Raw genomic sequence first — 19,678 nt, 5'->3', positions numbered from 1 at the left:
CTTATTCCTCCTCCGTAAACTCTTGCAACAACTGATAGACCGTAGCGACAGGAAACCCTACGATCGTATAAAAATCGCCGTTTATCGATGAGACAAATACTTTGGCCGCCCCTTGGATCCCATAGGCGCCCGCTTTGTCTTGGTACTCATCTAAGACAAGATATTGGTCGATCTCTTGATCCGTCAAAGGACGAAACACAACTTCCGTCGAAACCACTGCTTGGCGTTGCTGTTTGCCTTTTTGCAAAACGACGGCGGTATGCACCCAATGGGTCCGTCCGCTCATTTTTCGCAACATCGACCGAGCATCTTTACGGTCTACTGGCTTTCCTAAGATCTCTTCATCCACCACGACCGTGGTATCGCTCGCGATCACCAGATCTTCAGGATAGGTTTGCGTAATAGCCGCCGCTTTTTCTGCTGCCATCCGTTGGACATAAGGGATCGCCGCTTCGTTTGGTCGGACCGACTCGTCGATATCCGCTGGTATGACTGCAAATTCCGGGACTAACTCCGCTAATAATTCTTTGCGTCGCGGCGACTGTGAAGCCAAAATAATCATTCCATGCCACTCCTTGCTCGATGAGGATCTTGAATCCGTTTGAACATCCGCTCCATGTCGCTGTTGGTGAAATGGATCAGCACCGGGCGACCATGGGGACAGTTGAAGGGATTCTCGCATTTCGCTAAATCTTGCAACAAGATCCGGGCTTGTGCTTCATTCAAATAATGATTGGCTTTGATGGATCGTTTGCAGCTCATCATGATCGCGGTTGCTTCACGAAACTTTTTGACACTGACACTTCCTGTCGTCAATAACATATCGATCATTTCGCGGATGATGGCTTCTTCTTCACCGCTAGGGTACCACGTCGGGTGCGCTCGGACGATGAAACTATTGGTCCCAAAAGATTCCAGACGGATCCCGACTTCTACCAGCTTGTCACTTTGTTCTTGTAATTGCAGTGCATCGCTGTTGGGATAATCCAAAACGATCGGCACTAACAACTCTTGCAGGTCATTGGTCACTTCGCCGATTTTTTCGCGGTAATACTCATATTTGATTCGTTCCTGTGCCGCATGCTGGTCGACGATATAGAGCCCCGCCTCGCTTTGGGCAAACAAATAGGTCCCATGCATCTGCCCAAAATAATCCAGTTGGGGAAAACGCTCCTTCGCTGGTTCTTCTTCCAACAACCGTTCGACCGTTTTCAGGTAGTTACGGTCATCCCCATGCATTTCAGGGTGCAGAGTCGCTTGACTTTGCAGATCTTGCGCCGTAAGCTCTGGCGTCTCTTCCGAGAGAAAGGCTGGCGCTTCTAGCAGCGGCGCTTTTGTTTCCATCTGATCTTCCACAAATGGTTTTCGGACAGGCTTATTTGGCAGCGTCTCTTCCAAACTGCGAAAGGTTTCCTCAGTTTCTTCCAACAGGTTTTCGCTAGATCCCTGTGGCATTTCTGGAAGTTTTCCACCTTCCTCCACAGGTTTTTCCACAGAGTTATCCACAGTCTGTTGATAAGTACTGCCCTGAACCTCAAATTTCCCGGTTTCCCGATTATAAGACAAACCAGAAGTCGAATTTCCTGCTGACTCCAGTTCCAAGCCAAGCTGCTGGGCTTTTGGCTGATCGGCAACTTTTTTCTTAAACCGCAGATTGTCAGCCGCGTTAGGAATCAAGTTGATTTCCCGCAGCGCCTCATTGATGGCTTTACTGATTAGTTTCGTTAGCTCTTCTTCTTTTGACAAACGAACTTCTTGCTTAGTCGGATGGACATTGACATCGACTAATAAGGGGTCCATTTTGACTTCAAGGACAGCTAATGGAAAACGACCGACCATCAATTTTGACCCGTAACCGGCTACGATCGCTTTATTCAAAGCAAAGTTGCGAATATAACGACCATTGATGATCGTGGATAAATAGTTGCGGCTGGCTCGGGTGACTTCTGGCAGTGACACAAAGCCAGTGACTTTAAAGTCGAGATCCTCAGTATCGATCGCAATCATTTTTTTGGCCGTTTCCACTCCGTAGATCCCGGCGATGGTTTGTTTTAACTGCCCACTTCCAGTGGTGCTCAACATCTTGTTGCCTTCATGAACGAGGCGAAAAGCCACTTCTGGATGGCTCAGGGCGATCCGATTGACGATATCGCCGATGTTCGCAAGTTCCGTTTGCAGCGTCTTGACATATTTTAAACGTGCCGGTGTATTGTAAAAGAGGTTTTCGACAGTGATCTTGGTTCCTTGCCGCAAGTTGGCAGGCAGATGCTCTTCAACAGCGCCGCCTTTTAAGCGCACAAAGGAGCCTTGTTGGGCGCCTTTGACTGCCGTTTCAATCGAGAGGATCGAAACCGAAGCGATACTAGGCAAAGCTTCCCCGCGAAACCCGAGGGTACGTATTCGAAACAAGTCATCTCGATTGTGGATTTTACTGGTGGCGTGGCGTTTAAAGGCAGTCAAGACATCCTCTTCTGCAATTCCTTCGCCATTATCGATGACTTGGATTTTACGCAAGCCTGCTTCTTCAATAAAAATATCGATTTGGGTACTGCCGGCATCCACGGCGTTTTCAACTAATTCTTTGACGACAGAAGCCGGTCGCTCAACAACTTCTCCTGCCGCGATTTGGTTCGCCAGACGTTCGGATAGCTCTTGGATCTTTCCCATCTGCTGACCTTCTTTCTAAATTCGTTTTTGCAGCTCGTACAATGTATTCAGAGCATCCATCGGGGTCATTTCCAACAGATTCAATTTCTTCAATTGATCGATGACGCCGATTTCTTCCGTAGATACTTCACTAAACAACGACAACTGCTGACTTTCTTCGACGACTGGTTTTGGCTGTACCGTCGGTTCATGTTCCTCCAGCGCTTTTAGGATCGTCGCTGCGCGCTGTAAGAGTGCACTTGGCAGTCCAGCGATTTTGGCTACATGGATTCCATAGCTTTTATCTGCGGGTCCTTCCATCATCTTATGCAAGAAGACAACTTCGCCTTCTTTTTCAACGGCACCGACATGGACATTGCGTAAGTGTGCCAATTCCTCATCTAAAACCGTCAGCTCATGATAATGGGTGGAGAAAAGTGTTTTGGCATGAACTTCTTTGTGGATATATTCAATGATGGCTTGTGCCAATGCCATCCCATCATAGGTCGCAGTCCCACGCCCTAACTCATCAAACAAAATCAAGCTGTTAGGTGTTGCATGACGCAGCGCTTGGTTGGCTTCCATCATCTCTACCATAAACGTACTTTGACCGGCGATCAGGTCATCGCTGGCACCGATGCGAGTAAAGATCCGATCAAAAATCGGCATCTCTGCAGATTTTGCCGGTACGAAACAGCCGATCTGCGCCATAATGACTAGCAAGGCAAACTGCCGCATGTACGTACTTTTCCCAGACATATTTGGTCCTGTGATCAACAGGATCTCTGTTTCTTCATCCATCACGATACTATTTGGAATGTACTCTTGGTGACCAAGGACTTTTTCCACTACAGGATGACGGCCATCGATGATCGATACTGCTCGTTTTTTCGCTACTGTCGGCCGCACGTATTGGTAGCGTTCCGAAACCGTGGCGAAACTTTGTAAGACATCGACCGCACTGACGGCTTTGGCTAACTTTTGTAGACGTGTGATACTCTTTTTCACTTCTTCACGAACGTCAAGAAAGAGGCGATATTCCAAATCCACCGATTTTTCTTCGGCTTCTAAAATCAAAGTCTCCAGTTTTTTCAACTCGGGTGAAATAAAGCGTTCCGCATTGGCTAAGGTTTGCTTGCGCTCGTAGCGAGAGGTATCTAAATTCACTAGATTGGCTTTCGTGATCTCAATGTAATAGCCAAAGACGCGGTTGAACCCAACTTTCAGGTTTTTGACCCCCGTCGCTTGACGTTCGTTGGCTTCTAATTCCGCCAACCATTGCTTGCCATTACGCATCGCCGTACGGTATTCATCTAATTGTTGATGGAACCCGTCTTTGATGATGTTGCCTTCTGTGATCTGCAACGGGGCATCTTCATCGATCGCCGCTTCGATCAGTGCAACCAAATCATCTAAAGGCGTTAATTCCAGCAGCAAGTCATTCCACTCGCCACGGTTGATCCCCTGCAGCAATTGCGCGATCAAAGGCACTTGCTCCAAAGAAGATTTCAACTGCAGCAAATCGCGGCCATTGACATTTCCGAAGGCGACCCGTCCGACTAGGCGTTCCATGTCATAGACTTTCGTCAACGCTTCTTGCAGATCCGCTCGCTCAAAGAAACTGTCCAGTAACGATTGGACCATTTCTTGGCGGGCAGTGATTTTCTTTGGCTGGATCAAGGGACGATCCAACCATTGCTTTAACAAACGTCCCCCCATTGCGGTCTTTGTCTCGTCCAGCAACCACAAAAGAGTCCCTTGTTTTTTTCCGGTTCGAATCGACTGCGTCAATTCTAAGTTGAATTTGGAATAATGATCCATTTTCAAGGCATGATCCGGCTGATATTCCACGGCTTGCTGAATGTGGGCTAAACTGCGTTTTTGGGTAATCGCCAAATAACTTAGCAATTTCTCTGTGACTACTTTTTCTAACCCTTGGGAGAGAGGTTCCGTTAAAAATTGAAATTCGGCATTTTCTTCCAACGTTTCTTGCTTAGAAAACACGACATTCAAGCGATTGGTCAGCATCGTTTGCAATGATTCAGGAATCTCGCTGCACAAAACGACTTCTTTCGTTTGCAGAGCGGCGGCCTCATTGACGACGGCTTCTTCATCTTCCAATTGCGCTGCTTTTAATTCACCGGTACTTAGATCGACATAGGCAAAGCCAAAACGCTCCCCTTGCTGCAAAACAGCTGTTAAAAAGTTGTTTTCTTTGGCGGATAGGCCTTTACTGTCCATCACCGTTCCCGGCGTGATCAGTTGAACGACTTCGCGTTTGACCATTCCTTTGGTGGTTTTTGGGTCTTCCACTTGCTCACAAATCGCTACTTTGTAGCCTTGCTCGATCAAGGTGTCGATGTAATTGCTGGCGGCGTGGTAAGGCACCCCACACATAGGGATCGGTTCCTCCGCATTTTTGTTGCGGCTGGTTAACGTCAGTTCTAAAATTTGTGCTGCCTTGACAGCATCCTCATTAAATAATTCATAGAAATCTCCTAAACGATAGAATAAAAAAGCATCTTGGTACTGAGCCTTGATGCTTAAATACTGTTCCATCATCGGGGTATTTTTAGTTTTTTGAGGCATTGGTTTCATCCTCCTCGATGGCTTTATTCATTTTCTTTTGGATCTCCGTCGTGACATATTGCAGCAATTCATCTGCTTGCAGTAACGCTTGGCGATAAGCAACCACTAAGGGGTGCTGCTCGTATTCGTTTGTCAATGACGCATAACGCTGCTCCGCAGCTTTTTTTGCTTCGGGTTTCTCATAATGCTCAAATTGAACGATTTCTTTTTGCGCTTGCTTCAGCGCTTCTTCCAACTCCAGTAGCCCTAGGTTTTGCAAGGCTCGTACTTGAATTTCTTGAAATTCTTGAACGATCGGATGATTAGACAAAAGCTTTTGCAAAGCAGCCAACTCTTGGGCAACGTTTGATTCTTTGGTTAATTGCTCTTCCATGCTTCTCCTATTCTGTAAACGGGCGATCTTCACTGATTTGGATCGGACGGATCGATTTTGCTTTACCAGTGGCTTCATCAATCTCAAGCAAGCAAGCCGACAAAATACTGCGGCCTTTTTCAATCACTTCAAACCGTTGCGGCAACGCCGTCAAAAATTTTTCAATGACTGGTTCGCGTTTCATTCCCAAAATCCCATCATAAGGACCAGTCATGCCGACATCTGACAAATAAGCCGTTCCTTGGGGCAAAATCCGCGCATCGTTGGTCTGTACGTGGGTATGCGTGCCGACGACTGCCGAAACTCGGCCATCCAAATACCAGCCCATCGCTTGTTTTTCGCTAGTAGTCTCCCCATGAAAATCCACAAAGATAAACGGTGTACGTTTGCGGGCAATCGCAACCAATTCATCCATTTTGCGAAACGGATCATCAAGGTCTACCATGAACGAGCGAGCTTGCATGTTGATCACCGCCAACTCAATGGTGTTGACTTTCACAAACACCATGCCGACCCCCGGTGTTCCCTCTGGAAAATTGGCTGGACGAATCATTTTCTTCGCATCGCCAATAAATTCAAAAATGTCACGGTTGTCCCATGTATGATTGCCTAATGTCACGACATCGACACCATCTTGCAAAAATTTCTTATAAATTTTACCAGTGATCCCACGACCCGCCGCCGCATTCTCGCCGTTCGCGATCGTCACCTGTGGTCGATACGCCTTCTTTAATTTGGGAAGGTACTCCGTGATTGTTTCTCTTCCTAATGAACCAACTACATCTCCAATGAATAATACCCGCACACATTTTTCCTCTTCTCTTTTAGCTTCTTTTCTATTATAAGGGTTTTGGTCCAGAAAAAAAAGGTTCTTTCACTTGCTGTTCTTCCTTGCAGCAAAACAAAAAAACACGCTAGACTTTTTCGCTTTAGTCTAGCGTGTTGCCGCGTTCTCTAGGAAACGGTAGTGTCTTCTTTCCCGACATGTTCCACGATCGCCACGATCAAATCACGGGCTTTTTCCATCGCTTCCACGGTAATAAATTCATACTGGCCATGGAAGTTTTCACCGCCAACAAATAAGTTCGGTGTTGGAATGCCTTTATAGGTGATTTTCGAGCCATCGGTCCCGCCACGAAACGGCGCTTCGATCGGTGTCACACCAATCGCTTGCATCCCTGCTCGGGCAGCTTCGATACTGCGGGGATCTTTCTTGATCAAATCCCCCATATTGTAATATTGGTCATACAGCGTATAGGTGATGCGTTCTTGCCCATAGGCTGTGTTCAATTCGTCAATGATCCCCACGATGTTAGCTTTTCGCTGTTCAAAAAGCATATGATCGTGATCACGAATGATATAAGAAACTTCTGCTCGACCAATATGTCCCGTCAAATTGTGCAGTAGGTAAAAACCTTCATACCCGCGGGTGCGTTCAGGAACTTCCTCTGCTGGTAAGGCATCGTCGATTTGATGCGCGATTTTCAAGGCGTTGACCAAACGACCGTAAGCAGTTCCAGGATGCACACTCGTACCATCAATCGTTATATCAATACGAGCAGCATTAAAGGTTTCATATTCCATATGCCCCACACGACCACTGTCCATCGTGTAAGCAAATGCCACTGGAAAATCCGCCGCATCAAAGCGATCAGCGCCAGTCCCGATCTCTTCGTCAGGCCCAAAAGCGACCCAGACATCGCCACGTTTATGCGCATCCATCGTTTGTAAGATTCGCAGCGCGTCAATGATCTCTGCGATACCAGCTTTATCATCTGCACCCAGCAGGGTCGTTCCATCCGTTGTGATCAGCGTTTCGCCGACATAGTCTTTGAGATTAGGAAATTCAGCAGTTGTCATATAAATGGCTTTTTCTTTATTTAAACAAACATCCTTGCCATCGTAATTTTCATGGATCTGCGGCTGAATATTTTCAGCTTCGAAATCTGCCGTGTCTACATGGGCAATAAAGCCAATCGCCGTTTTTTCAGGATTACCAGGTAGACGTCCGATCACAAAACTATTCTTTTCATAGTAAGCAACATCCGCTACCCCCATCTCGATCAACTGATCTTTCAATAAAAGAGCCAACTCAACTTGTCCCGGCGTCGTTGGGATGGTCTGACTCGTCGCATCTGAGCGAGTATTCATTTTTGCATAGGTCAAAAAATCCTTTAAGATTGCTTTCAATTCTGCACGTCCTTTTTCTTCAATTCTTCTACTATCTTTATAACGACAAGGGACGATTGTCCGTTTCGTGGATCACTTGTCGAAAATCAGCAAAGCCAGCTGCTAACCCCCGCAACAAGATTTCTGCCGTTCCCATATTGGTAGCTAAAGGAATCTCGTACACGTCTGACAAGCGAATCAATGCCGTTACATCTGGTTCATGGGGTTGCGCGGCTAAAGGATCGCGCAAAAAGATCACCATGTCCAAGTCATCTTGCGAAATCATGGCGCCAATTTGCTGATCTCCTCCCAGCGGCCCTGATTTGTAGCGGTGGACAGGCAACTGGGTTGCTTCTTCGATCCTCTTCCCCGTAGTTCCTGTTGCGAAAAGTTCATGCTGCGCTAAAATTTCTCGATAGGCAGTCACTAATTTTACCATTACATCTTTTTTTCGATCATGAGCAATCAATGCGATTTTCATTTGCTGCATTCCCCCTTTTTTCTATTGTACCAATTTATTTTCTTTGCGACCGAGAAAAAACAAAAAAACATAGCACAGATGCCGTAAACCGACTGTGCTATGTCTAAAGGATTCCTTTTTAAATCAGTTGTAATTCTTTCAAGGCTAACCAGATGCCATCTTCATCATTGCTAGCGGTCACCATATCTGCGACTTGTTGGATCTCAGGGACCGCATTGCCCATTGCCACACCGACACCTGCGGCAGTCAGCATTTCACGATCATTTTGGCCATCACCAAAACAGATCACATCTTCTTGCGCTATCCCTAATTGTTCCGCGACGCACAGGATCGTTGCTGCTTTGGAGCCTTCTTTTGGAACGACATCCACACTGTTTTCATGCCAACGCACAAAACGCAGTTTGCTGTATTTCTCGTCAAAGAAATGCTCATACTCTTTTCCGTAAAAAGCCAATGCTTGATAGACTTCTTTTTCTTCGGGAAAATCCATGTCCAACTCAGGAAGTTGGGCACCAAAAGAATGCATCGCTGCTTCCATTTTAGCAATATCCAAAGAAGACGCTCGTTTCGCTGTATCCATCCCGACAAATGCCGTGTCGATCCCAAGCTCTTGGGCTTCTGCCACGAAAGCAGCCAATTGCGTTTCATCGAGTAAGTTTTTATACACCTGCTGATGCGAAAGAAAAGCAGCTGCGCCATTACATAAAATGTAATTATCAAAGGACAACGAACGAATAATATCTTGAGCGTGGAAACGACTGCGTCCAGTGGCAACGGTCACGAAATGGCCAGCATCTCGCAAAAGATCAAGGGCTTTTAGCGTACTGTCGAGTGGCTGTTTGTTCGAGTCAAGCAAGGTTCCATCAATATCAAAGGCAAAGAATTTCCGATTCATAAAAGGTTAAGGCTCGCTTTCTATTAAGAAGTAACTAAGATTTTGGTCTTGGTTGCGGTCATTTTTACAAAAAACAGCAAGAAAAACCGTACATACTTATTCTTAACATAAATAGGCGCTGATTTCAACGCTCCGTTAAGGGATGATGGCTTCTTCCTGGAGAAATGTTAGAGAAAAGAAAAAAAAAGAAGCATCGCTGCTTCTTTTGGTAGGTTCTAATTAGTCGACATAGGTCGATTTTGAGTTGTTCAACCATGCATAGCCCAGCCCCATGACCAAGCCACCGCCGATATAGTTACCGATAAAGGCAAAAACTAAATTATGGATCACACTGCCGACAGTCATACCTGCCAAGTGTCCGCCTGAAGCCCAGAAAGCTAAGGTAAACGCTGGGAAGTTAGCAATAACGTGTTCGAATCCTAAGAAAGCAAAGATGAAGATGATGAAAATGATTGCTGCAACTTTTCCGGCATCGTCTTTCATCCGCATGCTTACTAGCACAGCTGTGTTTACAACGATATTGGCGAACATCGCTTCTACTAAAATTTGGATGGTCGATTTTTCTAATTTCGCAGTGATCGAGGTCAGCATAAAGTTGTCTGCGGTCAGCCCTTGAAAAGGACCTGTCAGTGCAACGATTGAGCCGAAAATCACCCCGCCGATCAAGTTGAACAAGACACACGTAAGCAAAATTTTCAATGCCAAAGGAATACTTAGACGTTTACGGTAAACCCCAACAGTCATATACAACATATTTGATGTTCCTAATTCTGCGTTCATATAAAGAATCATGACTAAAGACCAGCTAAACATAAATGCATATAGAATTTTCCCTAACCCGTGAACCATCGATTCACCTTTCATAGCGATCGCAAAAGCAATAGCTGTTCCGAGGGTCAAGAATAAACAAGCCATCATCGCACGTACAGCGTAACGCAAATAACTACTCTTGATCAGATCGATTTTCTTTTCTATGGAAGAATCGATCTTCTCAAATAATGGGGATACTGGATTCATTTTTTCTACTCCTTTTATGAATAATTTCACTTCGTTATCATTTGCACAATACTTTCATATTCTAATGACGAAAAGCTGTTTTGTAAAGAGATATTTGAAAATATAAGTAATTAATGAAAAATTTCAAGATTTGTTTTCATCAAATCCAAAGCCAGCTCCATCTTGACTTTTGCCCCTAGTTTGTCGTATACTATTCCTTGTGTAAAATAATGCAGCAGGAAAATAACAGCTCGTCACCAGTTCGTTGCCCCTCGGGTGCAATTGCGTAACCGCGGCTGCAAAGGTGAAGATTGAAGAACGAACTGCACGAATGTGAGTTTTTCAACGGATTATTTTACTCCAAACTATTTTATTGGAGGAACTAAATTATGTCTCGTTATACAGGACCATCATGGAAAATTTCTCGTCGTTTAGGAATTTCTTTATCAGAAACTGGAAAAGAATTGGCACGTCGCCCTTACGCTCCAGGACAACACGGACCAAACAGCCGTGGCAAAAAATCAGAATACGGCATGCAATTAACTGAAAAACAAAAATTGCGTCATATGTATGGCATGAACGAACGTCAATTCCGTACATTGTTTATCAAAGCAAGCAAAATCAAAGAAGGTAAACACGGTGTTAACTTCATGATCTTGCTAGAACAACGTTTAGATAACGTTGTTTACCGTCTAGGTTTAGCAACTACTCGTCGTCAAGCACGTCAATTAGTAAACCACGGTCACGTTTTAGTTGATGGCAAACGCGTTGATATCCCTTCATACCACGTTGAAGTTGGACAAGTCATCAGCGTTCGTGAAAAATCACAAAACATCTCAACAATCAAAGAAGCAGTTGAAGCAACAGCTGGCCGCGCGTCATTTGTAAGCTTTGATAGCGAAAAATTAGAAGGTTCATTAACTCGTTTACCTGAGCGTGATGAATTGTCTGCAGAAGTTGACGAAGCACTAGTCGTTGAATTCTACAACCAAAAACTTTAAGATTTCAACCGACACGATTCCTTTTTGGAATCGTGTTTTTTTGTGGAATCAACGGATTTACTGATCCTCTTAAGAAGACCCTTGAAAAAATACCAAAAAAACCGACAATGATACATCGCTGTATTCATTTGCCGGTTTTGTTCCCATTATTAGATAAAGTTCGCAACAGATTCGCCTTCTTCTTGCTTTTGGCGATAATTAAACATGAGCAGCTCTGTTTGGCGTCGTTTGAAAATGATCTTTCGTAAGTTTCGTGGCACGAATTTACGAATGTCTTCTTCATTGTACCCCACTTGGAGCTTGTTCTCATCTAAGATAATTGGCCGTTTCAATAAGTTCGGGTATTGTTCGATCAATGAAAGCAGCTCTTCTAGCTTCAACTCTTCTAAATCGATGTCTAACTTTTGGTACACTTTCGAACGAGTAGATATAATATCTTCCGTTCCATTTTTTGTTAAAGAAAGAATCTCCATTAGTTCATCACTATTTAATGGATCGCTAAAAATGTTTCTCTCTTTAAATGGCAGTTCATTTTCGGTCAACCATGCACGGGCTTTACGACATGACGTACAGCTGGGTGTTGTATATAGTGATATCATTTGTTCATTCTTCCTTTCTCTTTGATGTACTTCGATTTTTTGCCTGGTGCTCAACCTTCGATTTGATCGATCGTTTCCTGTTTGACGATATCGGCGATTCGAATATTGATCTCTTTGACTTTCAAAGAAGTCAAGCGGCTAATTTCTTCTAAAACCACTTCTTGGACTTGCGCAAAGAGTTTGGGGATATCTTTGCCGTAAGTCACGATTACTTCCAAATCAACTGCAACCTCTTCTTTGCCAACTTCCACATCGATGCCAGAAGCGACTTGTGGCTGTTCTTCAAGGTTTTCGGTCATATCTGAAAGAAATCTGCCATTTACACTAATCAAGCCATCAATGGACTGCAAAGCGACACCAACAATTGTTTCAATGACTTTCTCTTCAAAGGACAGTGGACTTGCTTGCGCTGCTTCATTAGACACATTCGTTGTTTGCTGATCGTCAGTCATTTTTCACACTCCTTGGTTAAATAAGAAAGGATACTAGAGACATCGCAAAGTCGCATACACGACCTTGTCTAAAGTGGACATTCCTCTTGGGAATTTTTTTCCCTACCTTTCTAGCATAAATTCTTTTTGTTTTTTTTACAAAGAAAAACACTTGTTTTCGGAATAAATTTATCGTGCAAAATAAAATGAATGCGCTAAAAAAATCTCAAAGCATAATTTCCCTGAAATGATTCGTTTTTCTTGACAAAAAAAAGAAAGCAGCTACACTGCTCTCTTTTATTCTTTGTTATTTTGACAAGGCATCTAATGGATCAATCAGTTGATGCCGGGCTAAACTAGGTGAAAGACTAACTTCAAAATGCAAGTGAGGACCTGTACTGTTCCCCGTACTTCCCATGGAAGCAATCACTTCGCCTTGTTCGACCGTTTGACCGACTTCCACTAAATTGCGATGATTGTGCGCATACAATGTCGTCAGCCCATCTTTGTGCTCGATAGCAACATAATTCCCCCATGAAGAATGATATTCTGAGCGGATCACCGTTCCTGAAAGACTAGCCATGATTGGCGTTCCTTGCGGGGCGGCGAAGTCCACTCCACGATGAAACCCATTGCCTCGTGGACCAAAGACAGAAGAGACAACTGGATTGCTGACAGGATAGATCATCTGTTCGCTGCCTGTCGGTAATTCTGGTTTCTCTTTGTCATAACTCGTCAGAGCATATGCTTCGATCAGCGCATTTAGCTTCTCATTGTATTGTGTATCTGATGCATAACGCCCGGTCAGATATTCCGTGGCATCTTCATAAGACTCCGTTTCTGATTTCCAAACACCTTTATAAAAATTCGGATTGTGGTCCAATCCTTCTTTCAACAATTTCGCATAATCTTTCAAAGAAGATTCGATACTGTCATATTGGCGAAACGTGGCATGAACTGTGTATAAATTACCGGAACCATCGTCTTCTTGCGTTTGGAAGGAAATCCCATTCCCTTCATAAAGTCCCTTAATACCAAATAGGTTATAAAAAGGCTCCTGGCTCAGACGACTTCTTCCGCTACCAGACTCTAAAATCGCTTGTGCAATCATGACCGATGCGTAAAGATTTTCTTCTTGTCCAACTTTACGAGCATCTTCTCCAATCTCCATAATAAAGTCCCACGTTTCTTTGACTGGCGTGACTTCAAATTTTGCTGGCTCATCTTCTTGCGGCGGCGTTACCGTCAACTCTGGTACGTTCGGTACTTCTTTGATGTCAGGCGAAGGCTGGCTTGGTGTTGATTCTTGCTCTGGATTTGGTGTTGTCTCTGGTTCTGGGTTTGGTGCTGGCTCTTCTGGTTCTGGCGCCGGCTCAGGTGTTGGTTCTGGCTCTGGATTCGGCTCTAGATCAGGATTTGGTGCCGGTTCTTCTGGTGTTGGTTCTGGTGTCGGGGTTGGTTCCGGTTCTGGCAATGGTTCTGGTGTTGGCTGTTCAGGAACAGGTGTTGACTCTCCTGGAACTACTTCGCCGTTTTCTCCTGGTACCGTTGCGGCATCTTCAGGGACCAAGCCCATTGTTGGCCCGTTCACTCCCGGAACCGTTGACTCAGCTGTATTTTGACCAGCAGTAGACTCGCTCGTTAAAACAGCCGCAGCCGCTGATACTGGCAGCAATGTTGAAAATTGACTGGTAATAATGGCAATTGCCATCCATTTCTTTATTTTCATTCGTGAACTTTCCTCCTTTATTCCTCCCTCTATCATACAAAAAATGCAAGAAACTTTGTAATCAATTTTTGCATTCCTATATGAAAAAGGAGAAATACTTGATTTTTCTAACGAATGAATGATCCAAGCCATTCATTTGCTCTCTAGTAAAAATACGCAAAAACAGCTCAATACCATCTTTTCAAATGTCCAAAACAAAAACAGCAGCGAGCGTCCTCCCTGCTGTTTTGATCTATCTTGACTCTATATCGATATATTCGCGATCATTTGACACTTCTTTATAGGCGGGGCGCATGATTTTTTGTGCGTTGACCAGCTCTTCGATCCGATGGGCGGACCAACCAACGATCCGTGCAATAGCAAACATTGGTGTATACAGTTCTTCTGGTAGATCCAACATGTTATAAACAAACCCGCTGAAAAAGTCGATATTGGCACTGACTCCTTTGTAGATTTTGCGCTTTTCATTGATGACTTGAGGAGCAATGCGTTCGACCATCGTATACAATTGATATTCTTGCCAAGCTTCTGATCCTTTTTCTTGTGCCAGTTTGGCTACATAATTTTTAAAGATCGCCGCACGAGGGTCGTTGTCGCTGTAAACCGCGTGGCCCATGCCATAAATCAATCCTTTACGGTCAAATGCTTCTTTATCTAGGACTGCTTCCAAATAAGTGCGGACGGCCTGTTCATCGGTAATATCAGCAACGTTGCGCTTCAAATCTCCCATCATTTCTGTCACTTTGATATTAGCACCACCGTGTTTAGGCCCTTTCAAAGAACCTAGCGCTGCAGCAATCGTTGAATAGGTATCCGTCCCACTGGAGGTAACGACTCGTGTCGTAAAGGTCGAATTATTCCCGCCGCCATGTTCCATATGCAAAACCAGTGCCATATCCAATGTTTGGGCTTCTTGGAAGCTATATTCTTTCGTTGGACGCAGCATAGTCAAAATCGTTTCAGCTGTACTCAACTCTTCGGTCGGGCGGTGGATATACATACTCTCCCCTTGATTGTAATGATTGTAGGCATGATAGCCGTAGATTGCCAAGAGCGGAAAGACACTGATCAGCATCAGACTTTGTTCCAATACATTTTCAATGCTGATGTCATCTGCTTGTGGATCGTAACTTGCCAGTGTCAAGATACTGCGAGATAAACTATTCATGATATCAGAAGAAGGTGCTTTCATAATGACGTCACGAACAAAATTGGTCGGCAAAGTACGTTTTTCTGCTAATAGGCAATGAAATGCCGCAAGTTCTGTTTTGTTTGGCAGTTCGCCGAAAAGTAATAAATATGCAATTTCTTCAAAGCCAAAACGTTTTTCATTGACGAACCCTGCTACTAACTCATTGATGTCAATTCCGCGATAACGCAGCTCGCCACAAGCTTCAACTGGCTTGCCGGCAATGATTTTTTCTGGATAAATGGTGGAGATCGTCGTAAGACCTGCTAAGACCCCCGTGCCATTTAAATCCCTCAGTCCACGCTTTACATCATATTCTGAATAAAGATTCATATCTATCAAATTGTATTTCTGACATTGCGATGCAAGATAGGACAATTTCTCTTTCTTTTCTAATCTTTCCACGGTGATGTTACCTCCAATCTTTCTACAAACTATCGACTATAATGTTATTTAACCGTATACAAACATCGTTAAAATAGTCATCCTATAAAATCGTTGCTTTTTAACAAACTTTCACACATTATAGCACGATGTTTAGAAAATGAAATATTTTTCATAAATTTAATTGATTTTTTAAATTATCAACGTATAATTATTCCTAATAAGTACGATTATCTTCGTAAAAAGGAGGATTCTTATGAAGTGGCAAACTCAACTCACCGTCAATGACACGCAATACACGTATATTGACTTAGCGAAAATCACCCAAGACTTAGGGGCTGATTTATCTCGCTTGCCCTACTCCATTCGAGTTTTATTGGAAAGTGTTGCTCGTCATCAGGACGAGGAAATTACAGAGGATTATTTACCATTTTTAGCGAATTGGCAGGCAGAAAGCCCTACCGGTGTCGTGCCATTCAAACCAGAGCGGGTCGTCTTGCAAGACTTTACTGGGGTGCCTGCAGTTGTTGATCTGGCTGCCATGCGGGATGCGATGGTCGCTTTAGGCGGTGCCGCAGAAGACATCAATCCTGAGATCCCCGTCACACTCGTCGTCGACCACTCTGTGCAAGTCGATCAAGCCGGTACGCCTGGGGCGATCGCTTTTAATACGGAGCGGGAATTTGAACGCAACGCAGAACGCTATCAATTCTTGAAATGGGCACAAGGTTCTTTCGACAATTTCGAAGTCGTTCCGCCTGAAACAGGGATCATTCATCAAGTCAACATCGAATCATTGTCTGATGTGATCTTGCAAAAAACACACGAAGACCAACGTCTGCTGTTTCCTGATACATTGCAAGGAACCGATTCTCACACCACGATGATCAACGGTTTGGGGGTCCTCGGTTGGGGGGTTGGCGGTATTGAAGCGGAAGCTGCGATTCTTGGCGAACCTTCTTTCTTTCCTACACCTGAAGTCATCGGGGTGAAATTTATCAACGAGATGCCTGCAGGTACCACAGCAACCGATTTAGCACTAAAAGTAACCGAAGTGCTGCGGATCGAAAAAGTGGTTGGAAAATTTGTCGAATACTTTGGCCCGGGCTATGGTCATTTGAGCTTAGCCGATCGGGCGACATTAGCGAACATGGCCCCTGAATATGGTGCCACTTGCGGTTTTTGTCCGATCGACCAAGAGACCTTGAACTACTTGGCAACGACCGGGCGCTCCAGCGAGCTGATCGAACTCGTTACCGCTTACGCCAAAGCCAACCATTTCTTTTATGATGAAACGACCGTGCCGACCTATACTAAGGCGATCACCATTGATCTAGCAGAAGTTCAGCCGGCATTAGCGGGCCCCAAACGCCCGCAAGATCGGATTTTGCTTCCAGCAGTCCGTCAGGATTTTGAACAATCAGTCACAGCAGCCGTTGGTCCCAAGGGCTTTGGACTTTCGGAGGATGAATGGCAAAAAGAAGCCAGCGTTACTTGGCCAGATGCTGCAGCAGACAAATTAGAGACCGGCGATATCGTTTTGGCGGCGATCACTAGCTGTACGAATACTAGCAATCCTTTCGTCATGCTCTCTGCAGGCTTATTGGCCAAAAAAGCCATTGAAAAAGGTTTGACCGTCCCTCGTACGGTCAAAACCTCCCTTGCACCTGGTTCCCAGATCGTGACCACCTATTTGCAAAACAGTGGTCTGCTGCCGTATTTAGAGCAACTCGGCTTTTATTTAGTGGGCTACGGTTGTACCACCTGTATCGGAAATTCCGGTCCTTTAGAAGCGCCGGTCGCTGAAGCAATTGAGGCGGAAAATCTACTGGTGGCGTCGGTTCTGTCAGGCAATCGGAATTTTGAAGGAAGAATCCATCCACAGATCAAAGCCAATTATTTGGCTTCGCCGCCGTTAGTTGTTGCCTATGCGATCGCTGGCAGCACTCGCAAAGATCTTACAAAAGAACCATTAGCTATCGTCAATGACGAGCCGGTGTATTTGTCTGATATTTGGCCTAGCAATGAAGAAGTCAATGCTTACGTTCAAGAATACGTCGGACCAGAAGCATTTCGCGCTGCCTATGAGCATCTTTTTGATGCCAATGAACGCTGGAATGCGATCGAAACCACCACGAGCGCATGTTATGAATGGGAGGAACAATCTACTTACATTGCTCATCCGCCCTACTTTGAAACATTGACCAAAGAATTGCCTAAACCAGATGTCTTAGCCGATCTGAAAGTCTTGGCAAAATTGGGTGATTCCGTCACCACTGACCATATTTCTCCTGCCGGCAGCATCAGTATGGATTCAGCAGCTGGAAAATTTTTACAAGAAAAAGAAGTTCCATATCGTGAATTCAATTCCTTTGGTTCGCGGCGCGGCAATCATCAGATTATGATGCGGGGGACTTTCGGCAACATCCGTCTGCAAAACCAGCTGGTTCCTGGCAGTACTGGCAGTGTCACGCATTATTTTCCAACTGGGGAAACCTTGTCGATATTTGATGCCGCTATGAATTACCAAAAAGCCGGCCAAAGCTGTATCATTTTAGCCGGTAAAGATTATGGCATGGGTTCTTCTCGCGACTGGGCCGCCAAAGGAACACAATTGTTAGGCGTTAAAGTCGTTTTAGCAGAAAGCTTCGAACGGATCCATCGCAGCAACTTGGTCATGATGGGGATCATTCCTCTTGAATATCTGGCTGGTGAAAGTGCCGCCTCTTTTGCTTTAGATGGCAGCGAAACATTCTCGATTGCTTTGCCAGAAGAGCCAGCGGTCAAGCAGCTGGTCGAAGTCACTGCGCAACGGACCGACGGAGGGACTGTCTCCTTTATGACCCGTCTACGCTTTGATGCCCCTGCAGATATTCGCTATTGGAAGCATCAAGGAATTTTGCCAATGGTCATTCGAAAAAAAGCGGAATTAGGAGGAGCTGCCCATGTCTAACCAAACAACCCATGAAGCAACGACGATCACCATTCCTTACATTGCAGGAGACGGCATCGGTGCCGAGATTTGGCAGGCTGCGCAACCTGTGATTGATGCAGCTGTGAATAAAGCTTATGACAATCAGCGCCACATCGAGTGGCTGGAAGTTTTAGCTGGAGAAGCCGCCTTTGAACAGACAGGGGAATGGCTACCGCAAGCAACCATCGATACGATCAAGGCCCAGCAATACGCCTTGAAAGGACCGTTGACTACCCCGATTGGCGAGGGCTTTCGCTCCTTGAATGTCACCTTACGGCAGACCCTGGATCTTTATGCCTGTGTCAGACCTGTTCGCTATTTTACAGGGGTCCCTTCGCCTTTAAAACAGCCAGAAAAAACCGATATGGTGATCTTTCGAGAAAATACTGAAGATGTTTATGCTGGCATCGAATTTGCCAAAGACGACGACGCAACACAGCGTTTGATCCAGACACTGCAAGCAGACTTTGCCGTCAAGGCGATTCGTTTTCCTAAAACTGCCGCTATTGGCATCAAGCCGATCTCTTTAGAAGGCAGTCAGCGCTTGATCGCTGCTGCCATTGAGTATGCGATTACTCAAAAGCGGCCCACGGTGACACTGGTGCATAAAGGCAATATCATGAAATTTACAGAAGGCGGATTTAAAAACTGGGGCTATCAGCTTGCAGAAACCACGTACGCCGACCAGTGTTTTACAATGAATCAATACAACAAAATCAAAGCAGAAAATGGTTCAAAGGCAGCCGAAGCCGCCCTTGCCTCGGCAAAAACGGCTGGAAAGATCGTTGTTAACGATGTGATCGCCGACAACTTTTTACAGCAGATCCTTTTGTATCCAGAAAAATTCGATGTCATTGCCACTTGTAATTTGAACGGCGACTACATTTCTGATGCACTCGCTGCACAAGTTGGCGGCATCGGGATCGCCCCCGGCGCCAATATCAACTACGATACTGGGGCAGCCATCTTTGAAGCTACCCACGGAACGGCACCGGATATCGCGGGACTTGGCAAAGCCAATCCTTGTTCCCTGTTGCTATCGGCGTGCATGCTATTAGAACATTTGAACTGGCCGGAAGCTGCTGCAATACTGACGCAAGCCATTGAACAAGCCTTGCAAAGTCAGCACGTCACTGCCGACTTCGCACAGTTGATGCCCGAAGCCGTCTGTTTAACGACACAAGCGTTTGGTGAATACCTCCTTCAGCTGATCCATTCGTAA

At 45.1% G+C, this 19,678-nt stretch carries 16 protein-coding genes; 3 read left to right on the top strand and 13 right to left on the bottom strand.

The genetic code is table 11. The annotated features are described in order from the left end of the window. Position 1 precedes the first annotated feature (1 nt). The 9 genes from IGJ01_RS01705 to IGJ01_RS01665 form a co-directional block, all read right to left on the bottom strand. Complete coding sequence (locus tag IGJ01_RS01705; protein ID WP_430601326.1) at positions 2 to 562, bottom strand: Maf family protein; 561 nt, start codon at positions 560 to 562, stop codon at positions 2 to 4. After that, positions 559 to 2,667 carry a DNA mismatch repair endonuclease MutL gene (gene mutL, locus IGJ01_RS01700; RefSeq protein WP_430601325.1) on the bottom strand — a complete coding sequence of 703 codons (2,109 nt, stop codon included), beginning with the start codon at positions 2,665 to 2,667 and terminating at the stop codon, positions 559 to 561. Before mutL ends, IGJ01_RS01705 begins: the two co-directional genes overlap by 4 nt. Before the next feature lie 15 nt (positions 2,668 to 2,682). Then, positions 2,683 to 5,235: a DNA mismatch repair protein MutS gene (mutS, locus tag IGJ01_RS01695; protein ID WP_430601324.1), complete on the bottom strand. Its 2,553-nt coding sequence runs from the start codon at positions 5,233 to 5,235 to the stop codon at positions 2,683 to 2,685. Continuing rightward, complete coding sequence (locus tag IGJ01_RS01690) at positions 5,219 to 5,608, bottom strand: YlbF family regulator (protein ID WP_429970093.1); 390 nt, start codon at positions 5,606 to 5,608, stop codon at positions 5,219 to 5,221. Before IGJ01_RS01690 ends, mutS begins: the two co-directional genes overlap by 17 nt. A 7-nt stretch (positions 5,609 to 5,615) precedes the next feature. Then, positions 5,616 to 6,413: a TIGR00282 family metallophosphoesterase gene (locus tag IGJ01_RS01685; RefSeq protein WP_010748642.1), complete on the bottom strand. Its 798-nt coding sequence runs from the start codon at positions 6,411 to 6,413 to the stop codon at positions 5,616 to 5,618. Between the two features lie 149 nt (positions 6,414 to 6,562). Beyond that, entirely contained in the window at positions 6,563 to 7,798 is a 1,236-nt protein-coding gene (gene pepT / locus IGJ01_RS01680; protein WP_008376304.1) for a peptidase T, read from the bottom strand. Positions 7,799 to 7,835: 37 nt separating this feature from the next. Continuing rightward, complete coding sequence (locus IGJ01_RS01675; protein WP_008376307.1) at positions 7,836 to 8,258, bottom strand: methylglyoxal synthase; 423 nt, start codon at positions 8,256 to 8,258, stop codon at positions 7,836 to 7,838. A gap of 118 nt (positions 8,259 to 8,376) precedes the next feature. Continuing rightward, positions 8,377 to 9,153: a Cof-type HAD-IIB family hydrolase gene (locus IGJ01_RS01670; protein WP_005227160.1), complete on the bottom strand. Its 777-nt coding sequence runs from the start codon at positions 9,151 to 9,153 to the stop codon at positions 8,377 to 8,379. 219 nt (positions 9,154 to 9,372) lie between these two features. Then, positions 9,373 to 10,170 (bottom strand): formate/nitrite transporter family protein, encoded by a 798-nt coding sequence (locus IGJ01_RS01665; RefSeq protein ID WP_005227159.1) that lies wholly within the window; start codon positions 10,168 to 10,170, stop codon positions 9,373 to 9,375. A gap of 368 nt (positions 10,171 to 10,538) precedes the next feature. Between IGJ01_RS01665 and rpsD the strand changes: the two genes are divergently transcribed. Next, positions 10,539 to 11,150, top strand: coding sequence for a 30S ribosomal protein S4 (gene rpsD / locus IGJ01_RS01660; RefSeq protein WP_005227158.1), 612 nt, complete (start codon positions 10,539 to 10,541; stop codon positions 11,148 to 11,150). 149 nt (positions 11,151 to 11,299) lie between these two features. Here the strand turns inward: rpsD and spx are convergent, their stop codons facing one another. The 4 genes from spx to IGJ01_RS01640 form a co-directional block, all read right to left on the bottom strand. After that, entirely contained in the window at positions 11,300 to 11,749 is a 450-nt protein-coding gene (gene spx, locus IGJ01_RS01655; protein WP_008376310.1) for a transcriptional regulator Spx, read from the bottom strand. Positions 11,750 to 11,799: 50 nt separating this feature from the next. Further along, positions 11,800 to 12,201 carry an Asp23/Gls24 family envelope stress response protein gene (locus tag IGJ01_RS01650; RefSeq protein ID WP_429970091.1) on the bottom strand — a complete coding sequence of 134 codons (402 nt, stop codon included), beginning with the start codon at positions 12,199 to 12,201 and terminating at the stop codon, positions 11,800 to 11,802. Between the two features lie 286 nt (positions 12,202 to 12,487). Then, positions 12,488 to 13,909, bottom strand: a complete 1,422-nt coding sequence (locus IGJ01_RS01645) for a peptidoglycan DD-metalloendopeptidase family protein (RefSeq protein WP_429970089.1) — start codon at positions 13,907 to 13,909, stop codon at positions 12,488 to 12,490. A 232-nt stretch (positions 13,910 to 14,141) separates the two neighbouring features. After that, a complete protein-coding gene (locus tag IGJ01_RS01640) occupies positions 14,142 to 15,503 on the bottom strand; it encodes a citrate/2-methylcitrate synthase (protein ID WP_086332918.1) in 1,362 nt (453 codons plus the stop codon). A gap of 235 nt (positions 15,504 to 15,738) precedes the next feature. Here IGJ01_RS01640 and acnA point away from each other — a divergent pair, with 235 nt between their 5' ends. Next, positions 15,739 to 18,435 carry an aconitate hydratase AcnA gene (gene acnA, locus IGJ01_RS01635; protein ID WP_005232449.1) on the top strand — a complete coding sequence of 899 codons (2,697 nt, stop codon included), beginning with the start codon at positions 15,739 to 15,741 and terminating at the stop codon, positions 18,433 to 18,435. Further along, complete coding sequence (icd, locus tag IGJ01_RS01630) at positions 18,428 to 19,678, top strand: NADP-dependent isocitrate dehydrogenase (protein ID WP_016611475.1); 1,251 nt, start codon at positions 18,428 to 18,430, stop codon at positions 19,676 to 19,678. Before acnA ends, icd begins: the two co-directional genes overlap by 8 nt.

It is taken from the genome of Enterococcus sp. AZ089, assembly GCF_050547225.1.
In the GTDB taxonomy this organism is placed as follows: Bacteria; Bacillota; Bacilli; order Lactobacillales; family Enterococcaceae; genus Enterococcus_D; species Enterococcus_D entomosocium.
This window is presented reverse-complemented; position numbering and strand designations above follow the sequence as displayed.

What these genes read in the sequence shown, in the direction of transcription:
- IGJ01_RS01705 (WP_430601326.1), bottom strand. Translation starts at nt 562, where the DNA reads ATGATTATTTTGGCTTCACAGTCGCCGCGACGCAAAGAATTATTAGCG.
- mutL (WP_430601325.1), bottom strand. Translation starts at nt 2,667, where the DNA reads ATGGGAAAGATCCAAGAGCTATCCGAACGTCTGGCGAACCAAATCGCG.
- mutS (WP_430601324.1), bottom strand. Translation starts at nt 5,235, where the DNA reads ATGCCTCAAAAAACTAAAAATACCCCGATGATGGAACAGTATTTAAGC.
- IGJ01_RS01690 (WP_429970093.1), bottom strand. Translation starts at nt 5,608, where the DNA reads ATGGAAGAGCAATTAACCAAAGAATCAAACGTTGCCCAAGAGTTGGCT.
- IGJ01_RS01675 (WP_008376307.1), bottom strand. Translation starts at nt 8,258, where the DNA reads ATGAAAATCGCATTGATTGCTCATGATCGAAAAAAAGATGTAATGGTA.
- IGJ01_RS01670 (WP_005227160.1), bottom strand. Translation starts at nt 9,153, where the DNA reads ATGAATCGGAAATTCTTTGCCTTTGATATTGATGGAACCTTGCTTGAC.
- IGJ01_RS01665 (WP_005227159.1), bottom strand. Translation starts at nt 10,170, where the DNA reads ATGAATCCAGTATCCCCATTATTTGAGAAGATCGATTCTTCCATAGAA.
- rpsD (WP_005227158.1), top strand. Translation starts at nt 10,539, where the DNA reads ATGTCTCGTTATACAGGACCATCATGGAAAATTTCTCGTCGTTTAGGA.
- spx (WP_008376310.1), bottom strand. Translation starts at nt 11,749, where the DNA reads ATGATATCACTATATACAACACCCAGCTGTACGTCATGTCGTAAAGCC.
- IGJ01_RS01650 (WP_429970091.1), bottom strand. Translation starts at nt 12,201, where the DNA reads ATGACTGACGATCAGCAAACAACGAATGTGTCTAATGAAGCAGCGCAA.
- IGJ01_RS01645 (WP_429970089.1), bottom strand. Translation starts at nt 13,909, where the DNA reads ATGAAAATAAAGAAATGGATGGCAATTGCCATTATTACCAGTCAATTT.
- acnA (WP_005232449.1), top strand. Translation starts at nt 15,739, where the DNA reads ATGAAGTGGCAAACTCAACTCACCGTCAATGACACGCAATACACGTAT.
- icd (WP_016611475.1), top strand. Translation starts at nt 18,428, where the DNA reads ATGTCTAACCAAACAACCCATGAAGCAACGACGATCACCATTCCTTAC.